28 protein-coding genes and 3 tRNA genes are annotated in these 25,726 nt (G+C 42.8%); 15 read left to right on the plus strand and 16 right to left on the minus strand.

Annotated elements, in window-relative coordinates:
• Window positions 1-6: 6 nt before the first annotated feature.
• The 5 genes from WC773_03345 to WC773_03365 are packed head-to-tail and all read right to left on the minus strand — an operon-like array spanning window position 7 to window position 4,918.
• A complete protein-coding gene (locus tag WC773_03345; protein MFA6082420.1) occupies window positions 7-1,920 on the minus strand; it encodes a hypothetical protein in 1,914 nt (637 codons plus the stop codon).
• The gene (locus WC773_03350) at window positions 1,917-3,122 is read right to left on the minus strand and encodes a glycosyltransferase (GenBank protein MFA6082421.1); all 1,206 of its coding nucleotides are present in this window, start codon (window positions 3,120-3,122) and stop codon (window positions 1,917-1,919) included. Before WC773_03350 ends, WC773_03345 begins: the two co-directional genes overlap by 4 nt.
• Window positions 3,122-3,925 carry a glycosyltransferase family 2 protein gene (locus WC773_03355; GenBank protein MFA6082422.1) on the minus strand — a complete coding sequence of 268 codons (804 nt, stop codon included), beginning with the start codon at window positions 3,923-3,925 and terminating at the stop codon, window positions 3,122-3,124. The genes WC773_03350 and WC773_03355 overlap by 1 nt, the downstream gene beginning before the upstream one ends.
• Complete coding sequence (locus tag WC773_03360; GenBank protein ID MFA6082423.1) at window positions 3,897-4,250, minus strand: DUF2304 domain-containing protein; 354 nt, start codon at window positions 4,248-4,250, stop codon at window positions 3,897-3,899. Before WC773_03360 ends, WC773_03355 begins: the two co-directional genes overlap by 29 nt.
• Window positions 4,208-4,918, minus strand: a complete 711-nt coding sequence (locus WC773_03365; protein MFA6082424.1) for a glycosyltransferase family 2 protein — start codon at window positions 4,916-4,918, stop codon at window positions 4,208-4,210. The genes WC773_03360 and WC773_03365 overlap by 43 nt, the downstream gene beginning before the upstream one ends.
• Window positions 4,919-5,190: 272 nt before the next feature.
• On the opposite strand from WC773_03365, the gene WC773_03370 reads away from it, so the two are divergent.
• The 5 genes from WC773_03370 to WC773_03390 all read left to right on the plus strand — a co-directional run bounded on the left by WC773_03370 (window position 5,191) and on the right by WC773_03390 (window position 11,239).
• Window positions 5,191-6,036 carry a hypothetical protein gene (locus tag WC773_03370; protein ID MFA6082425.1) on the plus strand — a complete coding sequence of 282 codons (846 nt, stop codon included), beginning with the start codon at window positions 5,191-5,193 and terminating at the stop codon, window positions 6,034-6,036.
• 78 nt (window positions 6,037-6,114) lie between these two features.
• Window positions 6,115-7,527: an O-antigen ligase family protein gene (locus WC773_03375; GenBank protein ID MFA6082426.1), complete on the plus strand. Its 1,413-nt coding sequence runs from the start codon at window positions 6,115-6,117 to the stop codon at window positions 7,525-7,527.
• The gene (locus tag WC773_03380; protein MFA6082427.1) at window positions 7,524-8,768 is read left to right on the plus strand and encodes an O-antigen ligase family protein; all 1,245 of its coding nucleotides are present in this window, start codon (window positions 7,524-7,526) and stop codon (window positions 8,766-8,768) included. The genes WC773_03375 and WC773_03380 overlap by 4 nt, the downstream gene beginning before the upstream one ends.
• Entirely contained in the window at window positions 8,765-9,751 is a 987-nt protein-coding gene (locus tag WC773_03385) for a hypothetical protein (protein MFA6082428.1), read from the plus strand. The genes WC773_03380 and WC773_03385 overlap by 4 nt, the downstream gene beginning before the upstream one ends.
• Before the next feature lie 132 nt (window positions 9,752-9,883).
• The gene (locus WC773_03390) at window positions 9,884-11,239 is read left to right on the plus strand and encodes a hypothetical protein (GenBank protein MFA6082429.1); all 1,356 of its coding nucleotides are present in this window, start codon (window positions 9,884-9,886) and stop codon (window positions 11,237-11,239) included.
• Here the strand turns inward: WC773_03390 and WC773_03395 are convergent.
• Window positions 11,236-11,643 (minus strand): GtrA family protein, encoded by a 408-nt coding sequence (locus WC773_03395; protein MFA6082430.1) that lies wholly within the window; start codon window positions 11,641-11,643, stop codon window positions 11,236-11,238. The two genes, WC773_03390 and WC773_03395, sit on opposite strands and share 4 nt — an antisense overlap.
• Before the next feature lie 48 nt (window positions 11,644-11,691).
• Between WC773_03395 and WC773_03400 the strand changes: the two genes are divergently transcribed.
• From WC773_03400 to WC773_03415, 4 genes are all read left to right on the plus strand, one after another.
• Window positions 11,692-12,414 carry a glycosyltransferase family 2 protein gene (locus tag WC773_03400; GenBank protein ID MFA6082431.1) on the plus strand — a complete coding sequence of 241 codons (723 nt, stop codon included), beginning with the start codon at window positions 11,692-11,694 and terminating at the stop codon, window positions 12,412-12,414.
• A 14-nt stretch (window positions 12,415-12,428) separates the two neighbouring features.
• Window positions 12,429-14,339, plus strand: a complete 1,911-nt coding sequence (locus WC773_03405; protein ID MFA6082432.1) for a hypothetical protein — start codon at window positions 12,429-12,431, stop codon at window positions 14,337-14,339.
• 43 nt (window positions 14,340-14,382) lie between these two features.
• Window positions 14,383-15,420 (plus strand): hypothetical protein, encoded by a 1,038-nt coding sequence (locus WC773_03410; GenBank protein MFA6082433.1) that lies wholly within the window; start codon window positions 14,383-14,385, stop codon window positions 15,418-15,420.
• Window positions 15,421-15,507: 87 nt separating this feature from the next.
• The gene (locus WC773_03415) at window positions 15,508-17,112 is read left to right on the plus strand and encodes a GspE/PulE family protein (protein ID MFA6082434.1); all 1,605 of its coding nucleotides are present in this window, start codon (window positions 15,508-15,510) and stop codon (window positions 17,110-17,112) included.
• A gap of 104 nt (window positions 17,113-17,216) precedes the next feature.
• Here the strand turns inward: WC773_03415 and WC773_03420 are convergent, their stop codons facing one another.
• From WC773_03420 to WC773_03460, 9 genes are all read right to left on the minus strand, one after another.
• A complete protein-coding gene (locus WC773_03420; protein ID MFA6082435.1) occupies window positions 17,217-17,531 on the minus strand; it encodes a hypothetical protein in 315 nt (104 codons plus the stop codon).
• A 23-nt stretch (window positions 17,532-17,554) separates the two neighbouring features.
• A complete protein-coding gene (locus WC773_03425; protein MFA6082436.1) occupies window positions 17,555-17,965 on the minus strand; it encodes a pilin in 411 nt (136 codons plus the stop codon).
• A 59-nt stretch (window positions 17,966-18,024) separates the two neighbouring features.
• On the minus strand, window positions 18,025-18,321 hold the full coding sequence (locus WC773_03430; protein ID MFA6082437.1) for a hypothetical protein: 297 nt from the start codon (window positions 18,319-18,321) through the stop codon (window positions 18,025-18,027).
• Window positions 18,322-18,678 carry a hypothetical protein gene (locus WC773_03435; protein ID MFA6082438.1) on the minus strand — a complete coding sequence of 119 codons (357 nt, stop codon included), beginning with the start codon at window positions 18,676-18,678 and terminating at the stop codon, window positions 18,322-18,324. It abuts the gene before it with no gap.
• Between the two features lie 31 nt (window positions 18,679-18,709).
• Entirely contained in the window at window positions 18,710-19,852 is a 1,143-nt protein-coding gene (locus WC773_03440) for a hypothetical protein (protein MFA6082439.1), read from the minus strand.
• Between the two features lie 26 nt (window positions 19,853-19,878).
• Window positions 19,879-21,252, minus strand: coding sequence for an extracellular solute-binding protein (locus WC773_03445; GenBank protein MFA6082440.1), 1,374 nt, complete (start codon window positions 21,250-21,252; stop codon window positions 19,879-19,881).
• A gap of 92 nt (window positions 21,253-21,344) precedes the next feature.
• Entirely contained in the window at window positions 21,345-22,214 is an 870-nt protein-coding gene (locus tag WC773_03450) for a UTP--glucose-1-phosphate uridylyltransferase (GenBank protein MFA6082441.1), read from the minus strand.
• Window positions 22,215-22,574, minus strand: a complete 360-nt coding sequence (locus WC773_03455) for an Hsp20/alpha crystallin family protein (GenBank protein MFA6082442.1) — start codon at window positions 22,572-22,574, stop codon at window positions 22,215-22,217.
• A gap of 132 nt (window positions 22,575-22,706) precedes the next feature.
• Complete coding sequence (locus WC773_03460; protein ID MFA6082443.1) at window positions 22,707-23,408, minus strand: ComF family protein; 702 nt, start codon at window positions 23,406-23,408, stop codon at window positions 22,707-22,709.
• A gap of 147 nt (window positions 23,409-23,555) precedes the next feature.
• Between WC773_03460 and WC773_03465 the strand changes: the two genes are divergently transcribed.
• From WC773_03465 to WC773_03490, 6 genes are all read left to right on the plus strand, one after another.
• The gene (locus WC773_03465) at window positions 23,556-23,921 is read left to right on the plus strand and encodes a MazG nucleotide pyrophosphohydrolase domain-containing protein (protein ID MFA6082444.1); all 366 of its coding nucleotides are present in this window, start codon (window positions 23,556-23,558) and stop codon (window positions 23,919-23,921) included.
• A gap of 94 nt (window positions 23,922-24,015) precedes the next feature.
• Window positions 24,016-24,108, plus strand: a tRNA-Ser gene (locus WC773_03470).
• A gap of 143 nt (window positions 24,109-24,251) precedes the next feature.
• Window positions 24,252-24,327, plus strand: a tRNA-Arg gene (locus WC773_03475).
• A gap of 54 nt (window positions 24,328-24,381) precedes the next feature.
• Window positions 24,382-24,834, plus strand: coding sequence for an NUDIX domain-containing protein (locus WC773_03480; GenBank protein MFA6082445.1), 453 nt, complete (start codon window positions 24,382-24,384; stop codon window positions 24,832-24,834).
• 22 nt (window positions 24,835-24,856) lie between these two features.
• Complete coding sequence (locus WC773_03485; GenBank protein ID MFA6082446.1) at window positions 24,857-25,084, plus strand: hypothetical protein; 228 nt, start codon at window positions 24,857-24,859, stop codon at window positions 25,082-25,084.
• A gap of 68 nt (window positions 25,085-25,152) precedes the next feature.
• A complete protein-coding gene (locus tag WC773_03490) occupies window positions 25,153-25,359 on the plus strand; it encodes a hypothetical protein (protein MFA6082447.1) in 207 nt (68 codons plus the stop codon).
• A gap of 264 nt (window positions 25,360-25,623) precedes the next feature.
• Here the strand turns inward: WC773_03490 and WC773_03495 are convergent.
• A tRNA-Ser gene (locus WC773_03495) sits at window positions 25,624-25,713 on the minus strand.
• Between the last annotated feature and the right edge of the window lie 13 nt (window positions 25,714-25,726).

A 25,726-nucleotide genomic window follows, 5' to 3' on the forward strand; every position in this document is an offset into this window, starting at 1 on the left:
AGATCATTATTTTTTAACCAAGTGATAAAACTGTAAATCTTCATTTTCATAGTATAGTTGGTATTGGCCAAATTGTTCCATCGATTTAATTTTCTGATTATTCGCTTCATTTTTTTGTTTCAATTTTTCTTGCTTGGCATCAAACGAGCTCAACCCTTTGGCATCTGCTACCGCAATTTGGGCTAACACCGGATTAGTAGGGTACGGCTGTTTTTCAAAAATCAGAAAAACCTGATCGGTACCATAATTCTTTTTCAAATTTTCATCGTTAAGCTTGCCGTAAGCTAAACGCTCAGACATCATTGTAAAATCACGGCAACTATCATTGGCTAAAAGCAAAATATGACTGCTTGGAAAATCACGGGCAATTTTGGCACTTTCATCAAACCCGGAAGTATAATATCCGCGATAAAAATGAGCCGGGTAAATAAACGGTGATACCCACAGAGCCACTAATAAGATATAAAGCGCAATGCGGAATTTCTGACGGTAGAATTCGTCAAAGGCATAAGTAAGCCCGAGTATTGACAACAGCAGCAGATACCACCCGCTTCGTCCGCGATACAACATCAATTCAAATACTCCGGTTTGGGTGGAGAAACCCAACACCAAACAGAATATGGAAATGATAAATAGTGGCAGGCGTTTTTTAATTAACGCATAAATTAGCAACCCAAGCGACAAAATCATCCATAAATACGCTCCGACTGAGAGAATATTATTCATCGGCCGAATGTTTTTAATTTTGACCCAATCTTTGCCGGTACGTATTGCGGGGGCAATATATCGTTTATAAAATTTGCTGCTAACAAAACCACTCGGTTTGCTACTTATGCTAGGCGGACTGCTGGTAAAGGTATTCGGAGCCTGATTTGACTCCAATACAATCTGGCCGTCGGAAGTGGTAGATGATACCGCAACGTTCGGGAATCCGCCGTATCTGCTTAAAACTGTGGCTTGCAAATAAACATGACCAAACGATAGCAGTAAGCCGATGGCTGCGATAGCGACAAACGTTACCAAATACTTGAAATAGTCGTGATTCCACCGACGCTTAAAAATAAAGCCCAACAGCGTCGCAACCAACAGAGCCGGAATGTATTGAACAAAAAAATACGGCACCGTAATTGCCAGCGCGGCCGAAAACCACAGTCCCAGTGCCACTGAACGTAAAAAGCCAACTGTTTTGACTGAATAAATTAGATAAAGCAAGGGCACAAATAGCATAAAACTTAGAACTGAGGAGAAAAAGCTAATCGTTTGCAAAGTAAGTTGGTTATAAATCGGACAAGCCAGCAGCAGAAGCAAAAGTATCATCATTATTTGATGCTTAAAGGTGTCTCTCAGCAATAAATAAACTGACAGCAGAAAGATCAACCCGATCGCTGGTCCGGCATATCGAAAAATCTCGGTGATGCTAACAAAATGAAATAAAGGAAATAAAAATATATGAAACCCTGGCGCGTAATACCCGGTACTTAAACGCCCCAAAGTTCTTAAACTATCTAACAACACATAATGGCCAAAAGTATCGTTTGCTCCGGGATACATAAAATTATATGCGTCGTAGCAGCGCGAATAAAGCAACGGAATTAGTATCGCAACCACCCACCCCACTTGGCGAGGCTTCCATCGTTTGATCCGAGCAACAATGTCTTTCATCTTAATTTCTAAAACAAAAGATGCGTATACGTTTACCACAAACACCAGTATCAACCAAGCCGCCGGGTAATATTTGATGATATTCAAATTATAAAAAATGTAGCCAAACAAAATTTGGGCGGAGATAGAGACCGGAACGGTGAATTTTTGCGCCATTTTGGCGTCTTTGAAAATGAGAATTAACGGCAAATAGGCAGTCACCGAGCACAATCCCAAAACGGCAATGATAATTAATGCTGATAGATAGGTGTTCATCATATTTGATATGTTTTAATTAATTTTGATACCGAATTTGAGAGAGAAAAGTGGTCTACAAAGCGAACCGTATTTTTTTGCAATGTCTTTTGCAGATCAGTATTGCTTAATATTTGTGATGCCGCTTCAACGGCTGACCCAACGTCATCCACTACCCTACCAACGCCCATCTGTTCGATCTCGGGTAGATTACAATCTTTGGAACAAACTACCGGCACCCCTAACGCCGAAGCTTCAAGAACGGTCATAGGAATACCCTCCGATCGCGACATCAGCAAAAACAAATCGGAGCTTTTCACTACAGATAGTTTTTCTTTGCCCGACAATAAACCAGTATATATTACATTATCTGAGATTTTCAATTCTAAGGCAAGTTTGTCTAAATTGGCTTTTTCACCTTCATCCGGGCCAATAATCAAAAAAACCACGTTCATGCCGGGTTTTTTTAATTGTTTGATAACCTGAAAAGCAATATCCAGTCCTTTAATGTACTGAATTCGCCCCACGAACGAAATCACTTTTGACTCCGGCGCAAGATCAAATTTTTGCACCAAGTTAACTTTTGGCACATCTAAAAATTCTAATGGATCCACTCCATTGGTAACAACGACCACCTTACTTTTGACACTCGGATAAAGTACTGAAATATCTGATAGTTCTTTGGGTGAAAGCGCAATGACCGCGTTCGCACGATCAACAATGCGATGAAATAACCGAATAAATGTAGTTTTGACCCACGATAGTTTGGCTTGGCGACTAACCAATGATAACACACCATGAGGTTGGACCACGTATGGCACATCATTTGCAACGCAAACACGACTGGTAATGATGTTTTGGACCGTAAAATAATCGTGACAGTGCACTACGTCAAAATTTTTAACATTTTTTTTCATCCACCCCGCAAACCCGAACGGTAGATAAAAGTTATGAAATTTCGCCAAATTGTTGCTGGGATTACGAAAACGAACAATTTGGATGCCGTCGATAGTCTCTGCGGTTTTGTTAATGCGATGAGGTGCGTCTCCGGCGTCAGAGGTAGCCACCGTTACCTTTATCCCCCGCTTTACCAATTCGCAAGCTTGATTATACGCTACCCGTACCACCCCACCGTAACTCCATGCCGGTGCAAAATACGGAATCACCATTAGCACGCTTTTTATCTGACGCGGCTTCGGCCCTAAATCAATCTCGCTCTTAGCCATCACTTTGTCATCCGGTACGCGAGCTTAATTAAGCCGTTATGGACAAAATGCAAAAAGATCAAAAAACTATTACTGGAATACTTTTTTACGCTCAAATAATCTTGGTCAAACTGCTTAATGTAGGCCGTTTTGCCTTTAGAGGCGCTGTGAATACGAAAATTGGCCAAAAATTGTTTGATAATCACCGGACGGTTTACCTTACCAATTTTTAACCAATAGTCATAATCCATAGTGTAGTGCAGACTTTCATCAAAAAAGCCGAACTGATCCAAAGCTTCTCGACGCCAAAAGGTGGCGGGTTGGCAAACATAATTTAAAACCTGCAGCGTGACGTAAGAATATCGCTTCAACCAGAAGTTTTTGTATCGCGTCACCAAGTTCGAAATCAACCGGCCATTCTCGTCAATAATATGACAGTATCCGGTAGCCCATAGTGATTTGGGATGATCTGAAAACGCCTTAACTACCTGATCAAACGCACCCGCGCAATAAGTGTCGTCCGAGTTAATGTAGGCAATGATGTCTCCAGATGCGATACGCATCCCTTTATTAATCGCATCTGACTGCCCGTGATCTTTTTCGCTATGCCAAATAAAATCAACCAGGTTAGATTGCTTTAACTTTGTCTCATACTCTTGTAGCACCTTCACGGAATGATCGGTGGAACCGCCGTCCATCACAATATATTCAATCTTAAAATCCCCTTCTTGGTTGATTACGCTTTCGATAGTTTGGCGTAAAAAATCAGCTTGATTAAAAGAAGGGGTAATAACGCTAATTTTTCTTTGTTTTTTTATTGTCATCAATTTCCCTTAATGATAAATCGCGAATCGTTTTCTCTAAAGTTTTTCGCAAACGATCCAAATTAACGTAAGTGTAAAACGAAATCCCCAAAACAACCGTAAACCCGAGTACCGAAAAAAGGTCAAAAGCGCGCGCCGTGCCTAAATTGCTACTAAAAACTTGAAACATGTTCGGGTAAAGAGTAACTAAAACAAAACAAACCCAAATAGTCTGCCATCCTAAATATTCGCGAATGGTAAATTGGGTGCGTTTATAGGCTAAATAAGTAAAATAGCTTAAAACTAAACCAAAAAGGACTCCAATGATTTGAATTCCCGAGACCATAATAACCTCCACTTCAACAACGTTCGCAAGATACGCAAACCATCAACAACCGTTGTGCCTTTAAAATTATCTAAGTATATTGTATCGATTTCGACTTCGTGACAGGGGATGCGACGATAAGTTGATAATATCAGCATCTCGGTCTCCATGCCATAGTCACTAGATCGCCAGCGAATTTGCGGATAAATTTCGGCGGGAAATGCTCGAAAACCGGATTGAGTGTCTCTGACATGAATGTTAAATAGCATTTGAGACAAAAACGAGAGCGACCAATTGGCAAAACGCATGGTCATCGGCATCGCCTTGCATCGCGGACGGGAACCAATTACTAACGCTGATCGTGATTCCAAAACTGGCGCCACCATTTTGGGAATGTCGTTTACCCGATGCTGGCCATCGCCATCCATTAACACAATGACGTCGGCTTTCATTTTGCATGCCGCATCACAACCGGTTTTGGCCGCTGCCCCCTTGCCCAGATTTGTAACGTGCCTAAGTACCGTCACGCCTTTAACCGATTTGGCATGCCTTGAGGTGTCATCTTTTGAACCGTCGTCAACCACAATCGCACACAGTTCGTGCCCATTAATAAACTGCGGCATTTGCTCAAGTAATGCTTTGATATGTTTGGATTCGTTGTAGGCCGGAATTACGACCGCAATTTTCATATCTTTATAATGCCAAAAACCAGCTGAAATACAAGGACAGGAGAAATTGTCTTAATTGGAGTCATCGGAATTTGGAGTTTTTTACATAAATTCCGGGTACTTCTCGCAACCTTGCGGTTGGAGTCGTTAGTTCCTAAAGGAACAATCAAGCCCGTAATGACAGTGATGGCGCTTGCAAAACGATTGATTTACTGTCATTATGACCTGTTCTGGGAGGGGCACAAAAAATAATTTTAAATTTTCAATTTGAAATTTTAAATTGGAGCCCCACCATGTTAGTTCAACCGAAAATTTTAACCGTAATTATTGCTAGTCCGGACAGCGCTAAAACCTACACTACTATTCGTAGTGTGCAACAAATGCGCTATCGTAATCACGAAATCGTTTGCACCGTTCCTTACGAGCGCGATTTATTGCGTCACAATTTATTACGTGATTTTAATTGGTTACCGTTAATTACCGCCCCGCGCGCTTCACTAAGTACCCTGTTATCAATTGCAGTTGAGCGCGGCCGATATTCCAATGTCGATGCGGTCTGTTTTATTCAATCGGGCTGCACGCCCGAACGTGAATTCCTAGCCGAGATGGCGGTACCTTTACGCACTCACACCAATATTGATTTATTTATGCCCTCCATGGTGCGCCCAGATGATAAGGGAATTGTTTTTGGCGCCACGCGTTTTGGCAAGTGGCCACATCAGATGAAATCGGTTATCGAAATACCCGAAGACGAATTAAACATCGCCAACAGTCACTTCTTGGGGCATTCCGTGTTAGTGAGATTATCAACCTGCTTGAAAAATCAGTTTTCCGATATTAACGACGATCTAACGTTGTTATACTGGACTGAAAAAATCATTAACAACAAGCACCAAACCATGGCCATTTCATCAATCAAAATATTTTTTGATGGCGTCATTTTTCCCGATCTTTCCAGCGCGCTGGTTGTGCCTAAGGGGTGGTATAAGGATATGGAGCGCTATATTCAAATATACGGCTCGTGGTATGATAAAGTAGGTTTTGTGTTGCGATATCGTTGGCGCCGCGAGGGCAGTCTGTTCTCACGGCTGGTTGATAGCTGGTGGCAAAACCAAGCAGCATACAAGCGCGAATTTTAAATTTTTAATTTTAAATTTTAAAAAATTCCAATCAGCCCAATTTATCCAATTTGACCAATTGACGAGCAAGGAAATTTTGTGAAAAAAATCTATCTGATTACTCTAACTTTACTACTAGCCACGGTCTCCGGCTTCTTCTTTGCCCACGATTTGGCCATTGTACCAGCGTTAATTTTGGGCGGGCTGGTTTTTATTTTCTTTTTGACAATTATCATTCCAAATCCCAAGTTTGGCTTACTGGCCTTAATTTTTGCCCTGCCATTTGAACGTATCCCCTCAATGGCTATCGGAGGCACTACCGTACGTATGAGCCAGATCATTCTGGGCGGTTTGATTATCACCGCCATTGCCCGACTAATTAAAAACCGGCACGCAAAAATTAAATTTTCTCCCTATTTTTATCCCTACATCCTATTTATCATCTCGATGCTATTATCATTTCAAAATATGGAGAACCTTGGTCGCGGTGTAATGGTGTTCACATTCATTTTATTCACTTCATTGACCATTTGGATTGTGCCATCCCTGCTAAAAACTTCAGCCGACTTAGATAAAGTGATTCGAGTATTGTTTATTGTTACAATTCTAATCTCGATATTCGGCTTATATCAATTTGCGGGCGATATGATCGGGCTACCAACATCACTTACCGGCTTACGCGAGCTATATACAAAAATTGTTTTTGGCTATCCACGCGTACAATCAACTGAGCTTGAGCCACTATATTTAGCCAACTTCTTGATCATCCCACTCACCCTTGCCTTTACCTTTGTGGTACGTCGCGCCAACTATTTTTCAGCTTGGATGAACTGGGGGGTGATCGGGTTTGCCGGGCTAGCGTTTATCTTAACCATCTCTCGTGGTGGATATTTAGGGTTGGCATTTAGCTTCTTACTAGTGATATTGGCCAGCGTGTTTGTCTTTTTGCGACCAAAATTAATCTTTGGTATTACCACCGGTTTGATCATTTTGAGCGTAGTTGCAGTTGTGGCGCTAAATGTTAGCGATATCGGGCAAAAGACTATTGCCATTACTGAAAAGCACTTTTTTGAGGCAACACAGACCGCATCAACTCAATTTCGCTTTAACGCCTATAGCCAAGCGCTTGAAGCATTTAGCCAACACCCTATTACCGGCGTCGGTATTGGCAATTTTGGCCCGTGGGTGGCAAACTATCCCGACAAATTGCCTGTTAGCGGTTGGGCAATTGTGAATAATCAGACTTTAGAATCTTTAGCGGAAACCGGCGTGGTCGGGTTGGCCGCATTGGTGATATTTATTTTGATATTATTGATACGGTCTGTTGCGGCATTTTTCCACGCTACCGATCCAAAGCTACGCGCTGTGACGATAGGACTGTTCGCAGCGATGATTGGGGTATTAGTGCAATATCAGTTCTTTTCAACTCTTTATGTGATGCATATTTGGGTTCTGACAGCACTCATGATTGCAGTTCAAAACATCATTTTAATTCCGGATAAATCAGAATGAAAATTTCAAATTTAGTCGCCATTCTTCCTGGTCTAACCATCTTATATCTGATCAAGCTGACAATTTTCGGTTTACCTACCAATTGGTGGGAGATTTTGGTTTATCTGTGCGCGTTCGTCTTTCTCTTTATCAAAAAATCGACTCGACTTAAAAAATCCGAGATTGCATCAATTGCACTTATTACGCTCATAACACTTATCGCCACCTATACTTCGCCCGAGAAACGAGAGGCGCTGGGCATAATTAAAGGCTGGATTGTCCCGGCAATTTTGCTTTACTGGATGCTTAAAAACGCCTGGGCTGATCCAAAGAATATCACGCTGACTATAAAAGCGATGGTTTACCAAGGCATTTTAGTGGCGCTAGTTGCCATTTTGCAAACTATCCCCGCTATCTCCAACTGGTGGATTACTCGCGCTCCAGATTTAGCCCAATATCTAAACACCGGGCGATACACTAGCATTTTTAACTCGCCCAATTCGGCGGCAATGATTTTAGCCCCAGCGTTAATTTTAGCTCTATATTGTCATTTCGACCCGGGGAGCTGGCTCGAGCGACCACGTTGGCCTCTGGCTCTACTAGCCGATAGGCTCGGAGAGAGAAATCTTAAGAAAGAATCCCTTCCTCTGCTTGCATCGCTAGTCATAATTATCGGATTGGTCCTAACCCATTCCCGCGGTGGCATCGTCGCGGCCATAATCGGGATTGCTCTACTAGCGCTCAGTCGATTCGATAAAATCAGCCGAGCGTGGGCAGTGGTGATTGCCGCCTTGTCGTTACTTATTTTTAACCCCATTATTTTATCACTGTCGGCCTTAAACGACCCTAACCACAGCGACATTCGCATTTTAATTTGGCAAAAAAGCTGGCAGATGGTGAGTCAGCACCCAATTTGGGGTATCGGGCTAGGCCATTTTCATCAAGCTTTCGCCTCCTTCACCCTACATCAGCCTAACTTTGACGAATTTATTACACCTTATGCTCTTCACCCTCATAACGTGATTTTATACGTTTGGTTGAGCTTCGGGATAATTGGGTTAATTGGACTAATTGGGTTGATTGGAGCTTCGGTTCGAGCGTTTTTACGAGACAAATCACCGTTACGCGCGTTAGGTTTTGCCTTGCTAGTAGTGATGCTGACTCAGGGTATGGTAGATACTACAATTTTTAAAAACGATCTGATAATTTGGTTTATTATTGCGGTTTTATTAACATTCAGACAGTCGGAAAACACAAAATGACAACAATCGGAATTGATACATTATTGCTCGGGAGTTCCGAGCTTAATGATTATTTTATCTATGGCTTTTTAAATCAACTCGTCAAAAGTAACGCCGAGCTTGTTTTTATTATTTTAATTCCCAAGAAACAAGAAAAACGGTGGACAAGCACCGACAAAATTAAATTCGTACCGATTGACCCAGAAGTTAAGATTTTTAAAAAAGAGATTACACGATATAGAAAAGATCCCGCCATCTCACTATGGTTGTGTCTAAACGGCCAGGTTAGGTTTGATGGCCGCAAATCGATCTTATTTTTAGATCAGCTTCCCGTAATTAAACCACCCGTAGTCAAACATATTATCGCCACTTCGGTTCAACTTAAACGACAGCTAGTGCAAAAATTTCATCTTGAAGCAAGCCGGATATCGGTTATCTATCCGGGTGTTAACCCACTCTCAGCTAATCCCGAACCAAATCAAATTACCGTCGTTAGCGGCGGATCGGCAAACGAACTAATAAATGTGGTTGATATTGTGGCAACGTCGGCACTAAAGCACCGCACCAGACATTTTAATTTATTGGTAAACGAGGCGCGAGTTTTAACCACTCGTGCCAAAGTAGATGCGCGACGCGTTGGAAACATCTCGGTATTGCCAAATCGACCGGATCAATTAGAATCAACTCTGTCGTACACTCAATTTGTGATTGCCGATCACCTAAAGCCGGATACGCTACCATTAGCCCTGATTGTTTTGTCGTTCGGTATTCCCACTTTATGCGACAAAAACAGTTTTAATTTAGAAATTTTTGAGGATGGCGCATTATACTGCAACACCGCAGACACGGTAGAGATGGTGGACCAAATTAGCCATACCATTAAACAGACCGGCTTGCGCCAAATTTTATCCGAAAAAGCCGCGGAACAAAAAAAACGGTTTACTTGGGATGGCTGTGTCGATGCGGTCATTAATCTTATTCGCAATCAAATTTCTAATGACTAATGCCTAATGTCTAATCAATTTCTAATTTTAAAATTTCTAAGCCGTTTCAATATTCGGATTTCGAATTTCAATCGACATTCGTTATTAGTTATTCGTCATTGTTTGTCGTGGTTCAAGCAAAATTGGCATTGGGTGGCTCTGACGGCGATTATTGTTCTAGGCGCATTTTTAAGATTTTATTTGCTCTATTCCGGAATGCATTTTGATGTAGACGAAGCAAATCATGTTAAATCCGTCTACGGTATATGGACAAATCATCAGCTGCTAACCCAGGGGCCACCAACATCCAGCGGTCTGGGATTATATCACGGCGCATATTACTATTATTTGTTACTAATCCCAGCTGTCATTGGAGAAGGCAACCCGTTAGCGGTCGTTACTTTCTGCGCTTTGTTGAGTACCTTAGCCGTATTTTTCATCGGCAGTGCGGTGATGAAACAGTATGGGAAGCTACCGGGGATCTTGGCGGCACTGTTGATGGCGGCGTCATTCGACCTAGTCCAATACGGACGATGGATCTGGAATCCAAATTTAATCCCGTTTTTTATGGCGTTATCTCTTTTTGCCCTGGTAAAAACTAGCCCAAAACGCCCCAAATACCTAATACTGTTCTCGTTCGCACTAAGCAGTATTACTCAACTGCACCTGGGCGGCTTTGTGTTTGTACCAATTTATCTACTATTAATTCCATTTCTGATTAGAGTGGTTAAGAATAAGCGCATTTGGGCAATCAGTATTCTGGCATTCATTATCCCGTGGACGCCTACCATCTATTACGAAACCACCCACAACTTTGAGATGTTTCGAGGAATTATCTCCTTGCTTTCGGCGCAATCTAATATATCGTTTTGGCAACATCTAACCACCGGCTATAACTATATGTTATTTATGTTTGACCGAACGCTGCATCTACCCGAAATCACCCGCTCGATATTTATTTATTCCGGAATTGCAGCTCTGTTACTACAGCTTAAAAACTGGCGCCATGCCGAATCGGTTTTACTGCCCATTTATTTATTAATTTCGCTAATTTTTACCTTTTTGATCGTTTCTTTCTACCCGGATTATTTGTACGTTCATTTGGCCGAACAGTTGTTTGTGATTTATATCGTGCTAGTCGTATTTATTTTGCAAATATTATTTATGCATAATGAGACCATTATCGTTTCGCTACTGATTTTGGGATTCTTTTTGCAACAAAATCTGACCCTGTTTCAAGATAAGATTGTAAACGGCAGCCATCAATACGAAATAATCGATAAAGCGTGCCGATCGTTAAAAGATCAGCATTTAGACAACGTTGAGATGATGGTTAATAATCAGAAAAATCCGGTTTATCTAACGTACGTTTGTTTAAACCAATACGGCGTTCACACCGGTAGTAAATTCACCCTCACACTGTCACCGGATCAAGCAAAAGGACTGGGGCGCCCGATTGAACAATATATGTTCAATAATAAGGTGATAGACCCGAGCATTAAAAATTAGTGCGAAAACGTCCAGGTTCGATTAGCAAAAAAGTTCCAGAACATCGCCACAGCCGTAGCGGTGGCAAGCCCGTATATTGTGTCCAAATTGAGCATTTGCGGGGAAGTGATAATAAAAAATATCGAGTTGTTTATCACTAAGCCAACCAATGCGACCAATAAAAATTTGAGCGCCTCACGCCGAATTTGCGGATTAGTCGACCTAAATGTCCAACTTCGATTCATCGCATAGCTTGAAGATGCCGAGAATACGAACGACATCGCTTTAGCAATTTGAGCGCCAACCTGACCGGCTGGCCTGAGTGACAAGTGAAAAACATAAAAAAGCGCCCAATCTAGGGCGGTATTAATTGCCCCAACTATCGCAAATTTAACAAATTGTCTAACGGCTGGCTTGTCTCTCATTAAAATCCTTCATTTGAACAGATCAATCATAACTGATATTATGCGTTTATGGAAGAAAAGAAACCTCAATACAAGACATTATCAATCGTCATTCCGGCATACAACGAAGCCGCTACCATTGAGCAACTGATTGATCGGGTCAAAAAAGCCAAATGTTTCGGGATGCAAAAACAGATTATTGTAGTTAACGATTGTTCTAAAGACAAGACCAAGGACGTGGTGGCTAAAATCGCCGACATCAAATTAATCAATCAAAAAGTCAACGGCGGTAAGGGAAAAGCGTTAAAAACAGGTTTTGAAGCCGCGGACGGCGACATTATTATGATTCAAGACGCCGATTTGGAATACAATCCAGATGAATACGAAATTTTACTTGATCCCATTCTGCATGGCACCGCAGATGTAGTTTATGGTTCGCGTTTTATGGGTGATCACCCTCACCGCGTCCTTTACTATTGGCACAGCGTTGGTAACAGTTTTATTACCTGGCTTTCCAATATGATGACCAACTTAAACATCTCCGATATGGAAACCTGCTATAAAGTGTTTAAAAAAGATGTATTAAAACAAATTGTACCTAAATTGACCTCTCCACGTTTTGGGTTTGAGCCCGAGGTAACCGCCCGTATTGCCCACCTAAAACCGCGAGTTCAAATTTATGAGGTTGGTATTTCTTATGCGGGCCGCACCTACGAAGAAGGTAAAAAAATCAACTGGAAAGACGGCTTCGAAGCGATCTATTCGATTATCAAATTTAATCTGTTTCGATAGCCAGGCTAATAAATATGACAGGCGACCAATTTCTGATAATTTCTGGCTATTTTTTGATCGTATTTATCGCCGCATTTTGTTTGGGCACTTTGGCTGCTCAATTTATCCGATATGTTCTCAAGCGATTCAAAATCAACCTAAACTCAGACGATTCACCCACTTTTTACGGCGTGAATTTAATGGTCGGAATGGGGCTGCTCAGTAATTTATGGTTGGTTTTGGGGTTGTTGGGCTGGTTCACTCGGCCGGTAATTTTATCTAGCCTAATTTTAGTCGTATTTTTGTTTATTGGCATTTACTGGAAACGAATTCCCAGGCGCTTCACCATCAAACCAGTCGATCTTCGTCATCTTTCATACATTCACCTAGTCCTAATTGGCATTGCAACTTACTTTTTACTAACGTTTTATGCTGCCGCCATGCTACCTCCGCACTTATGGGACGAGCTCTCTTATCACTTGCCTGAAGCCGGTAACATCGTGCAACATCATCGCATATTCCCTCATTTTGAGGCGTATCTGTTTTTCGGCAACATCCCCAAATTAATGGAGGTTTTATACGCCGGCGCAATTTCGTTAAGCGGCACTACGGCGGTTGGAGCGTTGGCGCATTTGATGCATTTCACCGTGATTTTAGGATTGTTAATGTTGGTGTACCAATGGCTTCGCCATAGATTTGGCACCAGAACGGCGGCAATTGGCTTGATAATGCTCGTTCTGTGCGATCAACTGATGCAAAATGGGATTATCGGATATATCGACGCCGCAACCGCCGCATTTGAAGTGGCGGCTGTAATTATGGCAATTGAGTGGATAATTAGCAAAAACACTTACGCACTATCACTATCGATGCTGTTAATTGGTTTTGGATTAGCATCTAAATACTCCGCGTCTCCTTCCTTTTTGGCTGTTTTGGCATTGTTAGCTGGAGGACTATTTAGATTTAAACTACCCCAAGTACAAATTAAAAAACTGGCAGTCTGGTTAATATTATTGTTCGTATTTGCGTGCGGTTATTGGTATATCAAAAACATCTATTTTTATGGCAATCCGTTTTATCCGTTATATTTTGGCCACCGCTTTATTAGTGATTCGGAATACCTCGAGATACTGGCTTCGGTGCGACAAATAAGCGACCGCAGCTTATCCGGAATTATCGAGATTGTGACTAATTTTCTGACCCCGGCCAACTTTAACGTATTTTGGGCCATTATTTTATTTCCAATTGCCTTATTGGTGCGCAAATCTCGATCAATTACTGCCATTTTAGTAGTGTACGCAGCCAGCTATTTTGCATACTGGTATTTCTTTGCCTCACGCCAAGATCGATTTATGATCGCCGCAATCGTGGCCGCCACCATTTTGATTGCGATATTACTTGGCTCAATTCGTTATCGATGGTCAATTCCGATAGTGGCAGTTTTTCTGATAATGTCGTATTTCTTAATCAATCACCACGCCAATGGAGTGGTAGAATACCGCAAAGCGTTAAAAGAAAAGCGAAACCAAGTTGGTGTACAATACGTTCTTGGCCAGGTCTCAACCAGACAGTATATGAGTAGCTTATTTGGCTGCGCGTATCTCACTTTTGATGATATGAAAATTAATGGCTGGAACGGCAACGTAATTGATAACTGGACGGTCTGGCACGACCCAAACGTCGGTTTCTTCGCCACCAACATCGGGTTAGTTCAATTTAATGCCCCATTAGGCACTACCGACGCTCAATTAAATGAAATGGTGCACAAGCAAAGTCTCAAATTTTTGTACTTTAACCAAGGGACCAAAGAGCGATTTGCTCAAGAGACAAACACGGGAATGGTGGAATACCGCCAAGGCCGAGCAGAAGTGGAAGCTAGATTGCTGCAAAACGCCACACTGATTAGTCAGCAAGGGCCGTGCATGCTATACAAATTAAATTATTGATCGTAATTTTGCTTAAACGCCTAATTTAACCTAAAATAGAGTTATGCTAAAAAAACTGTTAATCGCCGGTGTAGCCATCACCCTAATTGGGGTGATTGTTTTGGTCGTCCTAAATTATCGAAGTAAGAACAGTAGCTCATCCCAAACTCCGGTAGTGGTCAGCCCCATCGCCGCACCAACCGACTTTCACTGGGGGGCGCAACTTAGAGCATACAATTTGTCTACTTTTGATGCTGCTGAAGTACACCAATCAATTGCAGATCAAATTGCTTTGGCAAAAGAGCTAAAATTAACCGATATTCGAGCCAATATAGAAGCAAGCGACGTAGTTAACGATGACTTTGTGAATCAAACCATCGCCGCCGGTCTGAATCCGGTAGTAATTATTGAACCCAATTATTCTGTGGCCGGATTTAATCGCCAAAGCGCCTACGATTATGCCTATAAATACGCATTACGGTATAAGGGCAAGGTTCATTATTATCAACTAGCCAACGAAGCCAGCGGAGTTACACTCAAACCGACTCATGGTGGCGATAAAACAGACGACTACGATGTTGCTAAATATCAAGCATTTAAAGAGCTACTACTTGGATTTAGCGAGGGTGTGTATGCCGCTGATCCGGCTGCAAAGCGTATTATTAGCTCAAATTGGGTTGGGGTAGCGGTAATTGATAAGTTAATTACCGACCAAGTTAAATTCGAGGTGATTGGTTGGAATTGGTACTCCAGTATGGGCAACGATTTAATCGTCAAAGCAAGCGGAAACACGCTGAATATTCCCGAATATCTTAAAAAATACGGCAAACCAATTTGGGTGGTTGAGTTGAACCGAACCGAGGGCACCCTAGACGGCAACTTGTCCGCTCAATCAGACTTTTTATATACGTTCATCAACAATACCCTTTCACATAACAATATTAATGGGATCTTCGTTTACTTATTAACCGATCAATGTGCTGAACTGAGCAAGGGCGTCGGCAACATGGGTATTGTAAAGCTAATCAAATCCGGCACCACCTGCACTCTGGGTGACAAAAAGCCGGCATTTACAACCTACAAGAATATCATTAGTCAATAGACTTTTTAAAGAACTTCCGATTGTTTAAAAATTTAAAATTTAAAATTTAAAATTTTCTATGTTACTCTAAATACGGAGGGGTTTATTGTGCCCAACAACGTCGGTGACAAAATTTTACAGTTAGACCGAGATCAAGAAGAGGTTCAGGCTAAAATTAAAGCCGAGGCTCTTAAAATGCCGTACATTAATTTGTCCGGACGGCACATTGACGAAAATATTCTAAAACTAATTCCCAAAGAACAGATTGAGGGTTTGCAGTGCGTACCGATCGCACTAGCCGGTCACCTTTTAACTGTCGGCGTAGTTGATCCACAAAGCCAGGGTGTGGTAGATGGGTTGAAAACTCTGCAAGAAATGACCGGCTATCAAATTAAAACCGCACTCGTATCTGCCACCAGTTTTGCTTACGGCAAAAAGTCATACGATCTTCTAGTTAAAACCAACGAGGGTGAACGCCCGGTTGTGCTTGATAGTAAAAATCAAGACGAGCTTTTGCAACTATCTGCGCAGCTTAAAAGTGGCAAAGTTGACCGAGAAGTAACGGTGTCGGATTTATTTCTGGCGATTATGGCCGAAGCGGTGCAGCAAAAATCATCGGATATTCACTTTGAACCAGATTCAGAAAGCTTAAAAATCCGCTTCCGCATTGACGGTGTTTTACATTTGGTAATGGAGCGCCCAACCGGCGATTATCACGGTCTGGAATCTCGCATCAAATATCTGGCAAAGATGCCCTTATCTGCCACCTCAAAGCCGCAGGACGGCCGTTTTACCATCCAAGTGTCAGACGCGGCACTAGATCTCCGCGTAGCCAGTCTGCCCACCGTATACGGCGAGATGATGGTAATTAGAATTCTAAATCAAAGCCAAGTAATGCTGCCACTTAGCCAACTGGGCTTAAGGCCAGACCTGGAGCAGATGGCCAGAAGCGCGTTTACCAAACCGCACGGACTAATTCTAGTTACCGGCCCTACCGGATCTGGTAAAACCACTACCCTGTATGCCATCTTGCAAGAGTTAAACACGCCCGAGCGCAAAATTATTACTATTGAAGATCCGGTGGAATATAAAATTGCCGGGCTAGAACAAAGTCAGGTAGATGCCGAGCGTGGCTATGATTTTGTCGATGCTTTGCGCGGCGCACTGCGCCAAGACCCAGACATTATTATGATCGGTGAAATTCGCGATAAAGAAACCGCCAACATTGGCATCCGTGCCGCTTTAACCGGACACATCGTGTTAGCTACGTTGCACAGTAACACCGCTCCGGCATCGTACAGTCGATTACTAGAAATGGAAATTGAACCATTTTTGTTTTCCGGCAGCATCAATCTAATTATTGCTCAACGATTAGTGCGACTGCTTTGCCCAAACTGCAAAAAGGGGCGCGAAGTCACCAGTCAGGAAGCAAAAACCTTTCAAAAAGAGATTGGCCGCATTCCCAGCCAAATTTTTGACGCGGTTGGTTGTAGTCAGTGCCGCAATATCGGCTACTCCGGCCGCACCGCAATTTTAGAGGCATTCACACCTAGCCGAGCCATCGAGCAAATGGCCATCTTACAGGCATCGGTAGCCGACTTTGAGCAACAGGCGCACAAAGACGGCATGATCACCATGACTCAAGATGGATTATTGAAAGTAGAACAAGGCATCACCACGATATCAGAGATCTATCGGGTAACGGCTGAATAAAATTCTAAATTCGAAATCCGAAGCACGAAACAAACATCAAGCACAAAACCTCAAATTCAAAATTTTTCGAATTTCGAGTTTCGAATTTCGTGCTTAAAAGTTATTTACATGAACATTCTGGCGACGGTCTTTTCGATCACGAACGCTAACACAATCACAATAATACCAATAACCGCGTTGACAATACCTTGTCGAGCTTTTCCGGCTTTGGCTTCGTCTCCACCGGCAGTAATGTATTGAATACCGGCAATTAACAGGTAAATAACGGCTAATGCACCGGCGATGAATAGAATATCACCGATAATAATGTCAACCAAAGCGCTGAACGTGTAGTTTCCGGTTAGAGGTTGTAATGGCGAGAAGTTAGCTGAATACCCTAGGTTCTGTGCATGTGCGGTGGCGATGTGGAATAGTGACATATTGTCCCCTTTGTTAATTATTATTAAAGAGATATTTGATCAGATACTGGAGTTGGTGAGGATGTCGAGGTTGAATCACCTTTGAAAATTCGGGTTGCGGCGGCCTGAATGGCTACTGCCAACAGAATGATAACAATTCCAATGATAGCATTCAAGATGGTGTTACGTGCCTTAGTCGCCTTCGACTCGTCGCCGGCCGAGGCAATGTAGCTAATACCTCCCCAAAGCAGGAAAATAATCGCCACCACGCCACCCACATAAAAAAGAATATTTAACACGGTGTCTATAATGTTGCCAATGCTCCAACCGCTATCTAAAACCGGCACCAACTTGGTGTAATATTTAAGGCCACTGCCTAATTCTTTATTAACGTTGGCGTTAATGTCGGTAGCTGCGTGTACAGCAGCGATATGAAACAAATTCGAAAAAATCATAATAACCTCTCTGATAATAGCTTAGATTAAAAAGCAAATGGTTGTCAAATGGTGTGGCGTTATGAAAGAATTCGGCCGATTACTTCTATCATCGTAAACGACAATATCACAATCATCATTCCAATTAACCCGTTAATGGCTGCTTGGCGGCCCTTTTTGGCTTTAGCTTCATCACCCGCCGAAGAAATATACAAGATTCCACCCCAAACAATCGCCACCACCGTTACCACGCCGGCGAGTGTTAATAAAATGTTAATCCCGATAATTGCAAAAGACACCAAATAGCTGCTCGAACCATCACCCGGATTCGGTGAGTTAATGGGGGTAAATAATTTGGCTAAAGCGGCTAAATCCATTTAATTTCCTAGCGGCGAAACCACGTTCACCGGAATTGGGTTGATGTTTGATGCGGGCATAATGAATCGCAACACTTCATAGATTATCACATTGGCTAGAATGATAATAATCATCCCGATAAAAATATACAAAATACGCTTCTTTGCCGTTTCGGCCTTGGCTTCGTTGCCATACGCCGTAAAGTAGGTGATAGACGCCATAATCAATCCGACAAAAGCGGAAACGGCGCCAATCCAAATTAGTAGGGTACGAGCATAATCTAAAATGTTTTGTACATCGGACAACGTTAAGCTGGTCGGATCTTTCCCGCCCGTGACAATCTCGATAATAGTTTTTCCGGTGTTCATTCCTGCCATGTTTCTATCCTAGCATCCTTATTCTAATCACCTATTGAATATAATTTACTAGCCGACTGACTATCGTGATAACGGTTATCGAAGAAATCATTATCGCCACCCCAATTGACGCCCAAACCAAATTTTTCTTCGCTTTTTCCGCTTTTGCCGCATCTCCAAACGATAATCCGTACTGTATGCCACTAACAATGAACGCAATTCCGGCTAGTAAGCTGGCAATAATAATAAACAGGTCAATCACCGTTTTGGCTAGCCAAACAATGATTTCAGAACCGGTTTTGCCTTTCAGTGTGGATAAATCTGGCACGGAAAATGAAATGGGCGAAAGAGATCCGGAGCCACCTGAGCCTCCAGAATCTGGCGGAGTGACACCATCTTTGCTGGTGGTTGTCACGGTGTTATCGTTGTTTTTATACGCGATGAAATCTGCCCCCGTCACCAACGATCCGGTTGATCCGGATTGAAAACGGGCGTTTAGGGTGTGAGCGCCTGCGGCACTGCCCGATGCGTCCCAAGTAAACGTCATCGCTCCACCCGATAGTTTATAATCAGCGGTTTTGTCCACGCCATCAACTAACAAATGGAACTGGTTGCCAGAAGTGTAAGCAGTCAAGTTTGATGCCGAAACCGACACTGTCACACTCGCCTGACCCCCGCTAATCCCCGATATTGCCAGATCACTGGCGTTAGGCACAATCTCGCTACTTGACGCGGCACAACCACCTTTGTAGCTGGCGATCACAAACGAGGTGGTAGCAAGGTCGTTCGTCACACTCGGCAAGCTGGCCAAACCGGTGCCTCGTAATATTATGGTGATATTTCCGTTAGTAAAGTCTTGATTACCGGCGCACAAATCCCAAGTATACGGAGAGTTAAAAACCTTGGTTTTGTCGCCACCATGTTTTTTGAATTCAGAACCACCGTTCATAATATACAGATCGTATATATTGTATAAACGTTCCGTTGGGCCTGATACCGAAATGGTAATTTGCGGATGACTGCCGCTTTCAAAAGTGTACGACGAAGTACCCAAGGTACTACCGGGGGTTGGTGATAAAGTGATGCTGTAATCAGCCGCGTGAACCGGCTTGGCTAGAAAAATGAACGCGAAAAGAAATAAGAAGCTTAAGTTTCTTAAGATACTTAACGTCTTGGAAATTTGTTTATATTTCATAATTATTTAAAATTGTGATTTGTTTTTCACTTCTGCAACAAATCAGTAACAGTATTGGCGGCGGCATCGATGGATTGCTGCAACGGTTGCCCCTTTAGCACGTTGTTAATCATATCGTTAAAGGCCGCAGTTACTTTTTCTGGTGATTTACCTTGTTCCCAAGTAGTAGATGTAGTTACCTGATCGATAAACGGATCTGAAGTTTTGGGGTTTCGCGGATCTGGCAATAACGCCGAGGTACGCTTGGTGGCATTCAAATAGCTATTGGCGTGTGTGGCAGCATAAGCCAGAAAGTCCCAAGCAGTTGATTGATTTCGACTGTTGTTTGTTACGGTCTCGGTCCAATAATTGGCGTAATTAACCGTGGTTGCGCCTTTAACTTGAGGCATATACGTAACTTGATATTGCAACGTAGGTGCTTGTTGCTTTAAGGTTTGAGCGATGTATTGGTAGCCAATCATCATTGCCAGCTGGCCGTTCTCGAATGCTTGCAGAGCATTAGGCTGGCTATTGTTCCATGTGTAGTTACTTTTTGCAGGGTTAGAAAAACTGGTATAGAAATCAAGAGCGTTAGTGCCATTATAAATTGGTTTACCGGATGCATCGTTGACCAGAGTATTAAACCGCGCCGATTTTGTTGGAGTATCAACCATGGTAGTGCCGTTTTGCATCATCAACAGAGACAAAATGTCAGCCGAGAACGACGTATTATTAGCGGTGCCAAGCGCAATGCCACCTTGGGTGATGTTGCCACTTGCATCCTTTTTAGTCAAATATGGCAGTTCAGCCAACAGCTCATCCCATGTACCCGGGAAATTGCGGAAAAGCGAGTCATCAAAGCTTTGATTATTCGAGTTTGCTTTGCGATAGGCGCTGCGGCCGTTATCCCATAGTTGCTGGTTAACGTATAACGCTAAGTTATCTACGTACATTGGCAATCCATAAATCTTACCATCGATAAGATTATCGTTGGACACGATTTTAGCGAACGTTTGACTGTAATAATCTTGATTGTTACGCGTCTCTTTCTTGGTCTTAAAGAAGTCGTCCGGCATCGTAACCAGCTTATCCAAATCTCGCGGGATCCAGGTGTTGTTAATACTCCAAATATCCGGCCCGGTACCGGCCGCCAAAGCATTTATTGTGGCATCTTCGTAATCTGCCAAATCTTTTTTAACATATTTGATAGTAACGTTGGGGTGAGCTTCTTGATAGTTCTGGATAATCTGAGAATACGTGTAATCTTCATCAAAAGTGCGCCACACGGTTAGCGTAATGTTACCGTTGGTTGTGGGGGTGGTGGTTTTTGTTTTGCCGCTAGACAACGCAAAAATCACAATAATTACCACAATAATTAGAGCAAATATCGCAATTGCCGCCGCAATCAGTTTGTTGTTCATCCCACCCCTTACTCGACTTTGTCGAAAAAATTCTAACCAAACTTCCAATTATCTCAATCCAGCCAATCAGTCCAATCTAGACCGATCGACATTCACAGCTTCCCCAGATACTTTCGTAAATCTTCCCCAATATCAGGGCGCTGCAATGCAAATTCTATGTTGGCTTTAATATATTCCAATTTGTTACCACAATCGTAATGACGCCCATTTTGGACATCATACGCCAACACACTACCATTCTGCGCTAATTGGTTAATGGCGTCAACTAACCAAATCTCGCCATTTTTACCCGGGGTGATTGATTCTAAAGCGTCAAAAACCTCAGGATTAAAAACATAACCTCCGACACTAACAGCGTAAGGTGGGATTGCAGACGATCCGGGTTTTTCGATTACCGATTTAAGCTTAATCAGTCGATCATCTACTTTTTCCCCAACTGCGATTGCGTACAAATCAGTCACCTTTGGATCTGTGCTTTGGTAAGTCATAATGATATTGGTTTGGTGCTGATTGTAAGCATCGATTAACTGCTTAATTCTGGGAGGATTTGCCTGAAACAGTTCATCACCCCAAACTACTACAAACGGAGAATCGCCAATAACCGATTTAGCTTGCAAGACAGCGTGGCCGTTACCTAATTGTTCGCGTTGGCGAATATAAACAAACCGCGCCATATCTGAAATGGCCCGGATTTCTTCGTACTGCTCAGTTTTTCCCGATCGTTTTAACAACTCTTCTAACTCAAAGTTATAATCAAAATGATCCTCAATCGGGCGCTTGGTACTACCGGTAATCAACACCACTTCTTCGATGCCCGAAGCAACGGCTTCTTCTACGATGTATTGAATAACCGGTTTATCCACAATCGGCAGCATCTCTTTTGGACTGGCTTTGGTCACCGGCAAGAAACGAGTACCGAATCCGGCGGCCGGAATGACAATTTTAGTTACTTTTTTAGCCATTTATCCCGCCTGCACCGTTACAACTTTAGTACGGGAACGCGCGTCTTTTGGTACAGTAATGGTTAAAATGCCTTCTTTGAGAAGCGCGTTAGCTTTGTCGGCAATCACCAGCGCCGGCAAGGTATATGTGCGTGAAAATGGCCCCCAGTAGCACTCTTGAACTAAATAATCGCCTGCATCAGCTTGGTTTTGATTATGTCTCTCACCTTTAATGATAATGGTTTCGTCGGTGATAGAGATGTCCAAATCTTCGGGACGAACTCCGGCAATCGGGGCTTTTAATACGATGTTCTCGACAGACTGATAAACATCAATGGCCAGTTGGCCGTCTTCGGTGTTTTCTGGGCTATTTGCTTCCATAAAAACCTCCACTTCTTACAAATATTATACCTTAAATACAAATATTTTTCACATGTCATTCCCGCGAAGGCGGGAATCCAGTCTATAAATAAAATATTCAATCATTTCAAATTTTAAATTTTAAATTGTTTTTTATACTCTCGCCACTGTAACACCAACCACTTTTTTTGCTCCGGCGTGCTTTAACGCCGCCGCGCAAGCGGATAAAGTTGACCCGGTGGTGGCAATATCGTCGATCAAGAAAACGGTCTGATTTTGCATCTCTAAGCACTCAAAAACACCTTCGAGATTGTGTAAACGGCCGCGTCGTTGCAGTTTCATTTGGGGGATGGTGTAAACGGTGCGAAACAATCGATTAGATAAAATGGGCAAACCAAACTGATCCGCAAAAATGCGGGCAATTAAATCACTTTGATTAAAACCACGCCACCACAATCTCTGGCGATAAAGTGGGACTGGCACGATTATACTGTCGGGTTTGATCAAAGAGTTAAGATCTTTGATAACGGTTTGATTTTGGTTGATGATTTGCTTAAAACTATTTAGTGCATCGACGCGGCCTTCGTATTTGTACTGATGCATTGCTTCTTTAATTGGCCCTTCGTAATAGGCAAAAGCGAGTAAGTTATCGAGCTCTGAATGCTCGCGACATTTGGGGCAAGTGCGGCCAAGCGAAGATAATTTTTCACACCTCACGCAGCGCTGTTTAAGCATCAGCGTTATTTGATCAAAACATTTGGGGCAAATAGTCTGGTCTGCCTCACCACACCCTACACACAGCCGCGGAAACACCGTGTCAACTATGGGCGTGATGATTTTCTCTGCGATTCTCATAGCTCAATAATACGCTTCACTTTACGGCCAGTGTAGGGGCAATTCACGTTGACCGGTAGGTCATCCGATGCGTTAGCTAGGACGGCGCCCGTCTAATTGAAAATATCCATCATTAGTCTAGAATAATTGGTGTCGGAGAGGAAAAATATGAATAAATATCAATCACAAATCAAAGATTTTGCCGTCGAACGGGACTGGAGTCAATTCCACAACCCCAAAGACCTACTACTTGGAATCGTAGAAGAGATCGGAGAAATTAGAAACATTATCAAATGGGAACAAGATCCAGAGACCTTACGCAAAGTGCTAAATGATAACAAGGCGAAGCTAGAAGACGAAATTGGCGATATCTATTGGTTTTTGGCTTTACTGGCAAACGGTACAGATATTGATATTGATCAGGCAATTGAGAATGTGATTGCGAACAATAAAAAAAGATTTCCGGTTAAGAAAGTAAAATCACGCCATACCAACCTGTACCTCGGTGGCTCCGACGGCCAATACGAAAAATAACCGAAGCCATCGCAGTTTTTATTGTACATTAGCTCAAAAAATGTTATTGTAAGTGTGCTGTTAATTGTTAATTGTCAGCCGTTAATAGTTGTATGGAGAGGTACCCAAGTGGCTGAAGGGGCGGGTTTGCTAAACCTGTAGTAGGCCGTAAGGCTTAGCGAGAGTTCGAATCTCTCCCTCTCCGCCATCCTTCGCTAACGCTTCGGAATGGCAAGCCATTTTGGAGCGATTAGTGAAGGAAAAGGAGAATTGGTATTCCGTAGCATTTGCGTAGGATACCTCTCCGCCACGCTTAGCGTGGCATTTGGGACGCTCAGCGTCCCGCCATATGTGCCTGTAGCTCAGTGGATAGAGCGTCAGATTGCGGATCTGAAGGTCGGAGGTTCAAGTCCTCCCAGGCATACCAAGCCAAAATTTCAAATTTTAAATTCTAAATTTTAAAACATTAAGGAAGCTCTTAATGGATCAAGCGGAGTATCGTTCTAATCCTAACAATCTCTATCACATTTCTTGTGGCGGCGTGGTTTATCGTCAAAATAATCAAAAAACTGAAATCGCTCTCCTCTACAAGAACAAGCGCACTGCATGGAATTTACCAAAAGGAACATTGCATCACAATGAAACTCTTGAACGCTGCTGCCTGCGCGAAATCAAAGAAGAAACTGGCTTCGAAACTATCGTTGAACAGTATCTTGGTGCGCTGACAGACCAGTGGTTCGATGAAACCCAAGGATACGACATCGATAAAACAGTGCATTATTTTCTGTGCAAATACGTTCCGTCTGGCAGCGAGATAATGGATGAAGAACACGACCGTGTTGAGTGGCTTGATGTCACGAAAGTTAGAGAACTCCTAACCGAGGGTCCAAAAAACGAGCATTTGATTATTGATCGAGCTGCTTTGCATTTTTGATTGATTGTGCCAGAATATAAATATGGCAGATGATAACGACAAAAAACCAATTGAAAGCGATTTAGGGCAAGTTTTTGCATTCAAAAACGATATTCGCTGGTATGCCAGTGCGTTTGGCATTGCTGTAATTTTGATCGCTATTGCCTTTGTAGCGAAAGATTATCTGTTAATTTCACCCTGGATAACCGTTGCCGCCATTACTGTTTGTCTGATAGCTTTAATAGCACACGGCCTGCAGCAGAAAAAATAATTATTTAGTATTTTCATTGACCAAACCACCATATGGTGGTATTTTGTTGTTGGAAGGGAGACGGACTAATGGACGAAGTGTCTGGAGTAGTGAAGGGCATTGATCCGACCATGGGTCATATCGCCGTGGACGTTCTCGACGAAGGCATCCGACACGTTGTTCGCGCAAAGGTGCGTGATAAGGTCTCAGAAGGCGATCCGGTGGTGGTAACCAGAGCTCGCGGAACCGAGATCATCACAAGCGTTCGTCTGGCAAACTCGGGCGTTAGCAGGTAGCGACGCCACACTCCCTATTCAATCATCGGCCGAAAATTTCGGCCGCTCCACGACGGCCGGCCTCCGGTCGTCTTTTCTTAACAAAAAAGGATTGAGTATTTAATCAATCCTCTATTCTCCACATTCCAAATTGGCTTGCCATTCCGAAGCGCTAGCGAAGGATGGCGGAGAGGTATCCTACGCAAATGCTACGGAATACCAATTCTCCTTTTCCTTCACTAATCGCTCCAAAATGGCTTGCCATTCCGAAGCGTTAGCGAAGGATGGCGGAGAGGGTGGGATTCGAACCCACGAGGAGCTTGCACCCCTGACAGTTTTCAAGACTGCTGCACTAGACCACTATGCGACCTCTCCATTAATATAATCA

The organism is Patescibacteria group bacterium (assembly GCA_041660565.1).
Taxonomy (GTDB): Bacteria; Patescibacteriota; UBA1384; order CAJBMM01; family CAJBMM01; genus JBAZWC01.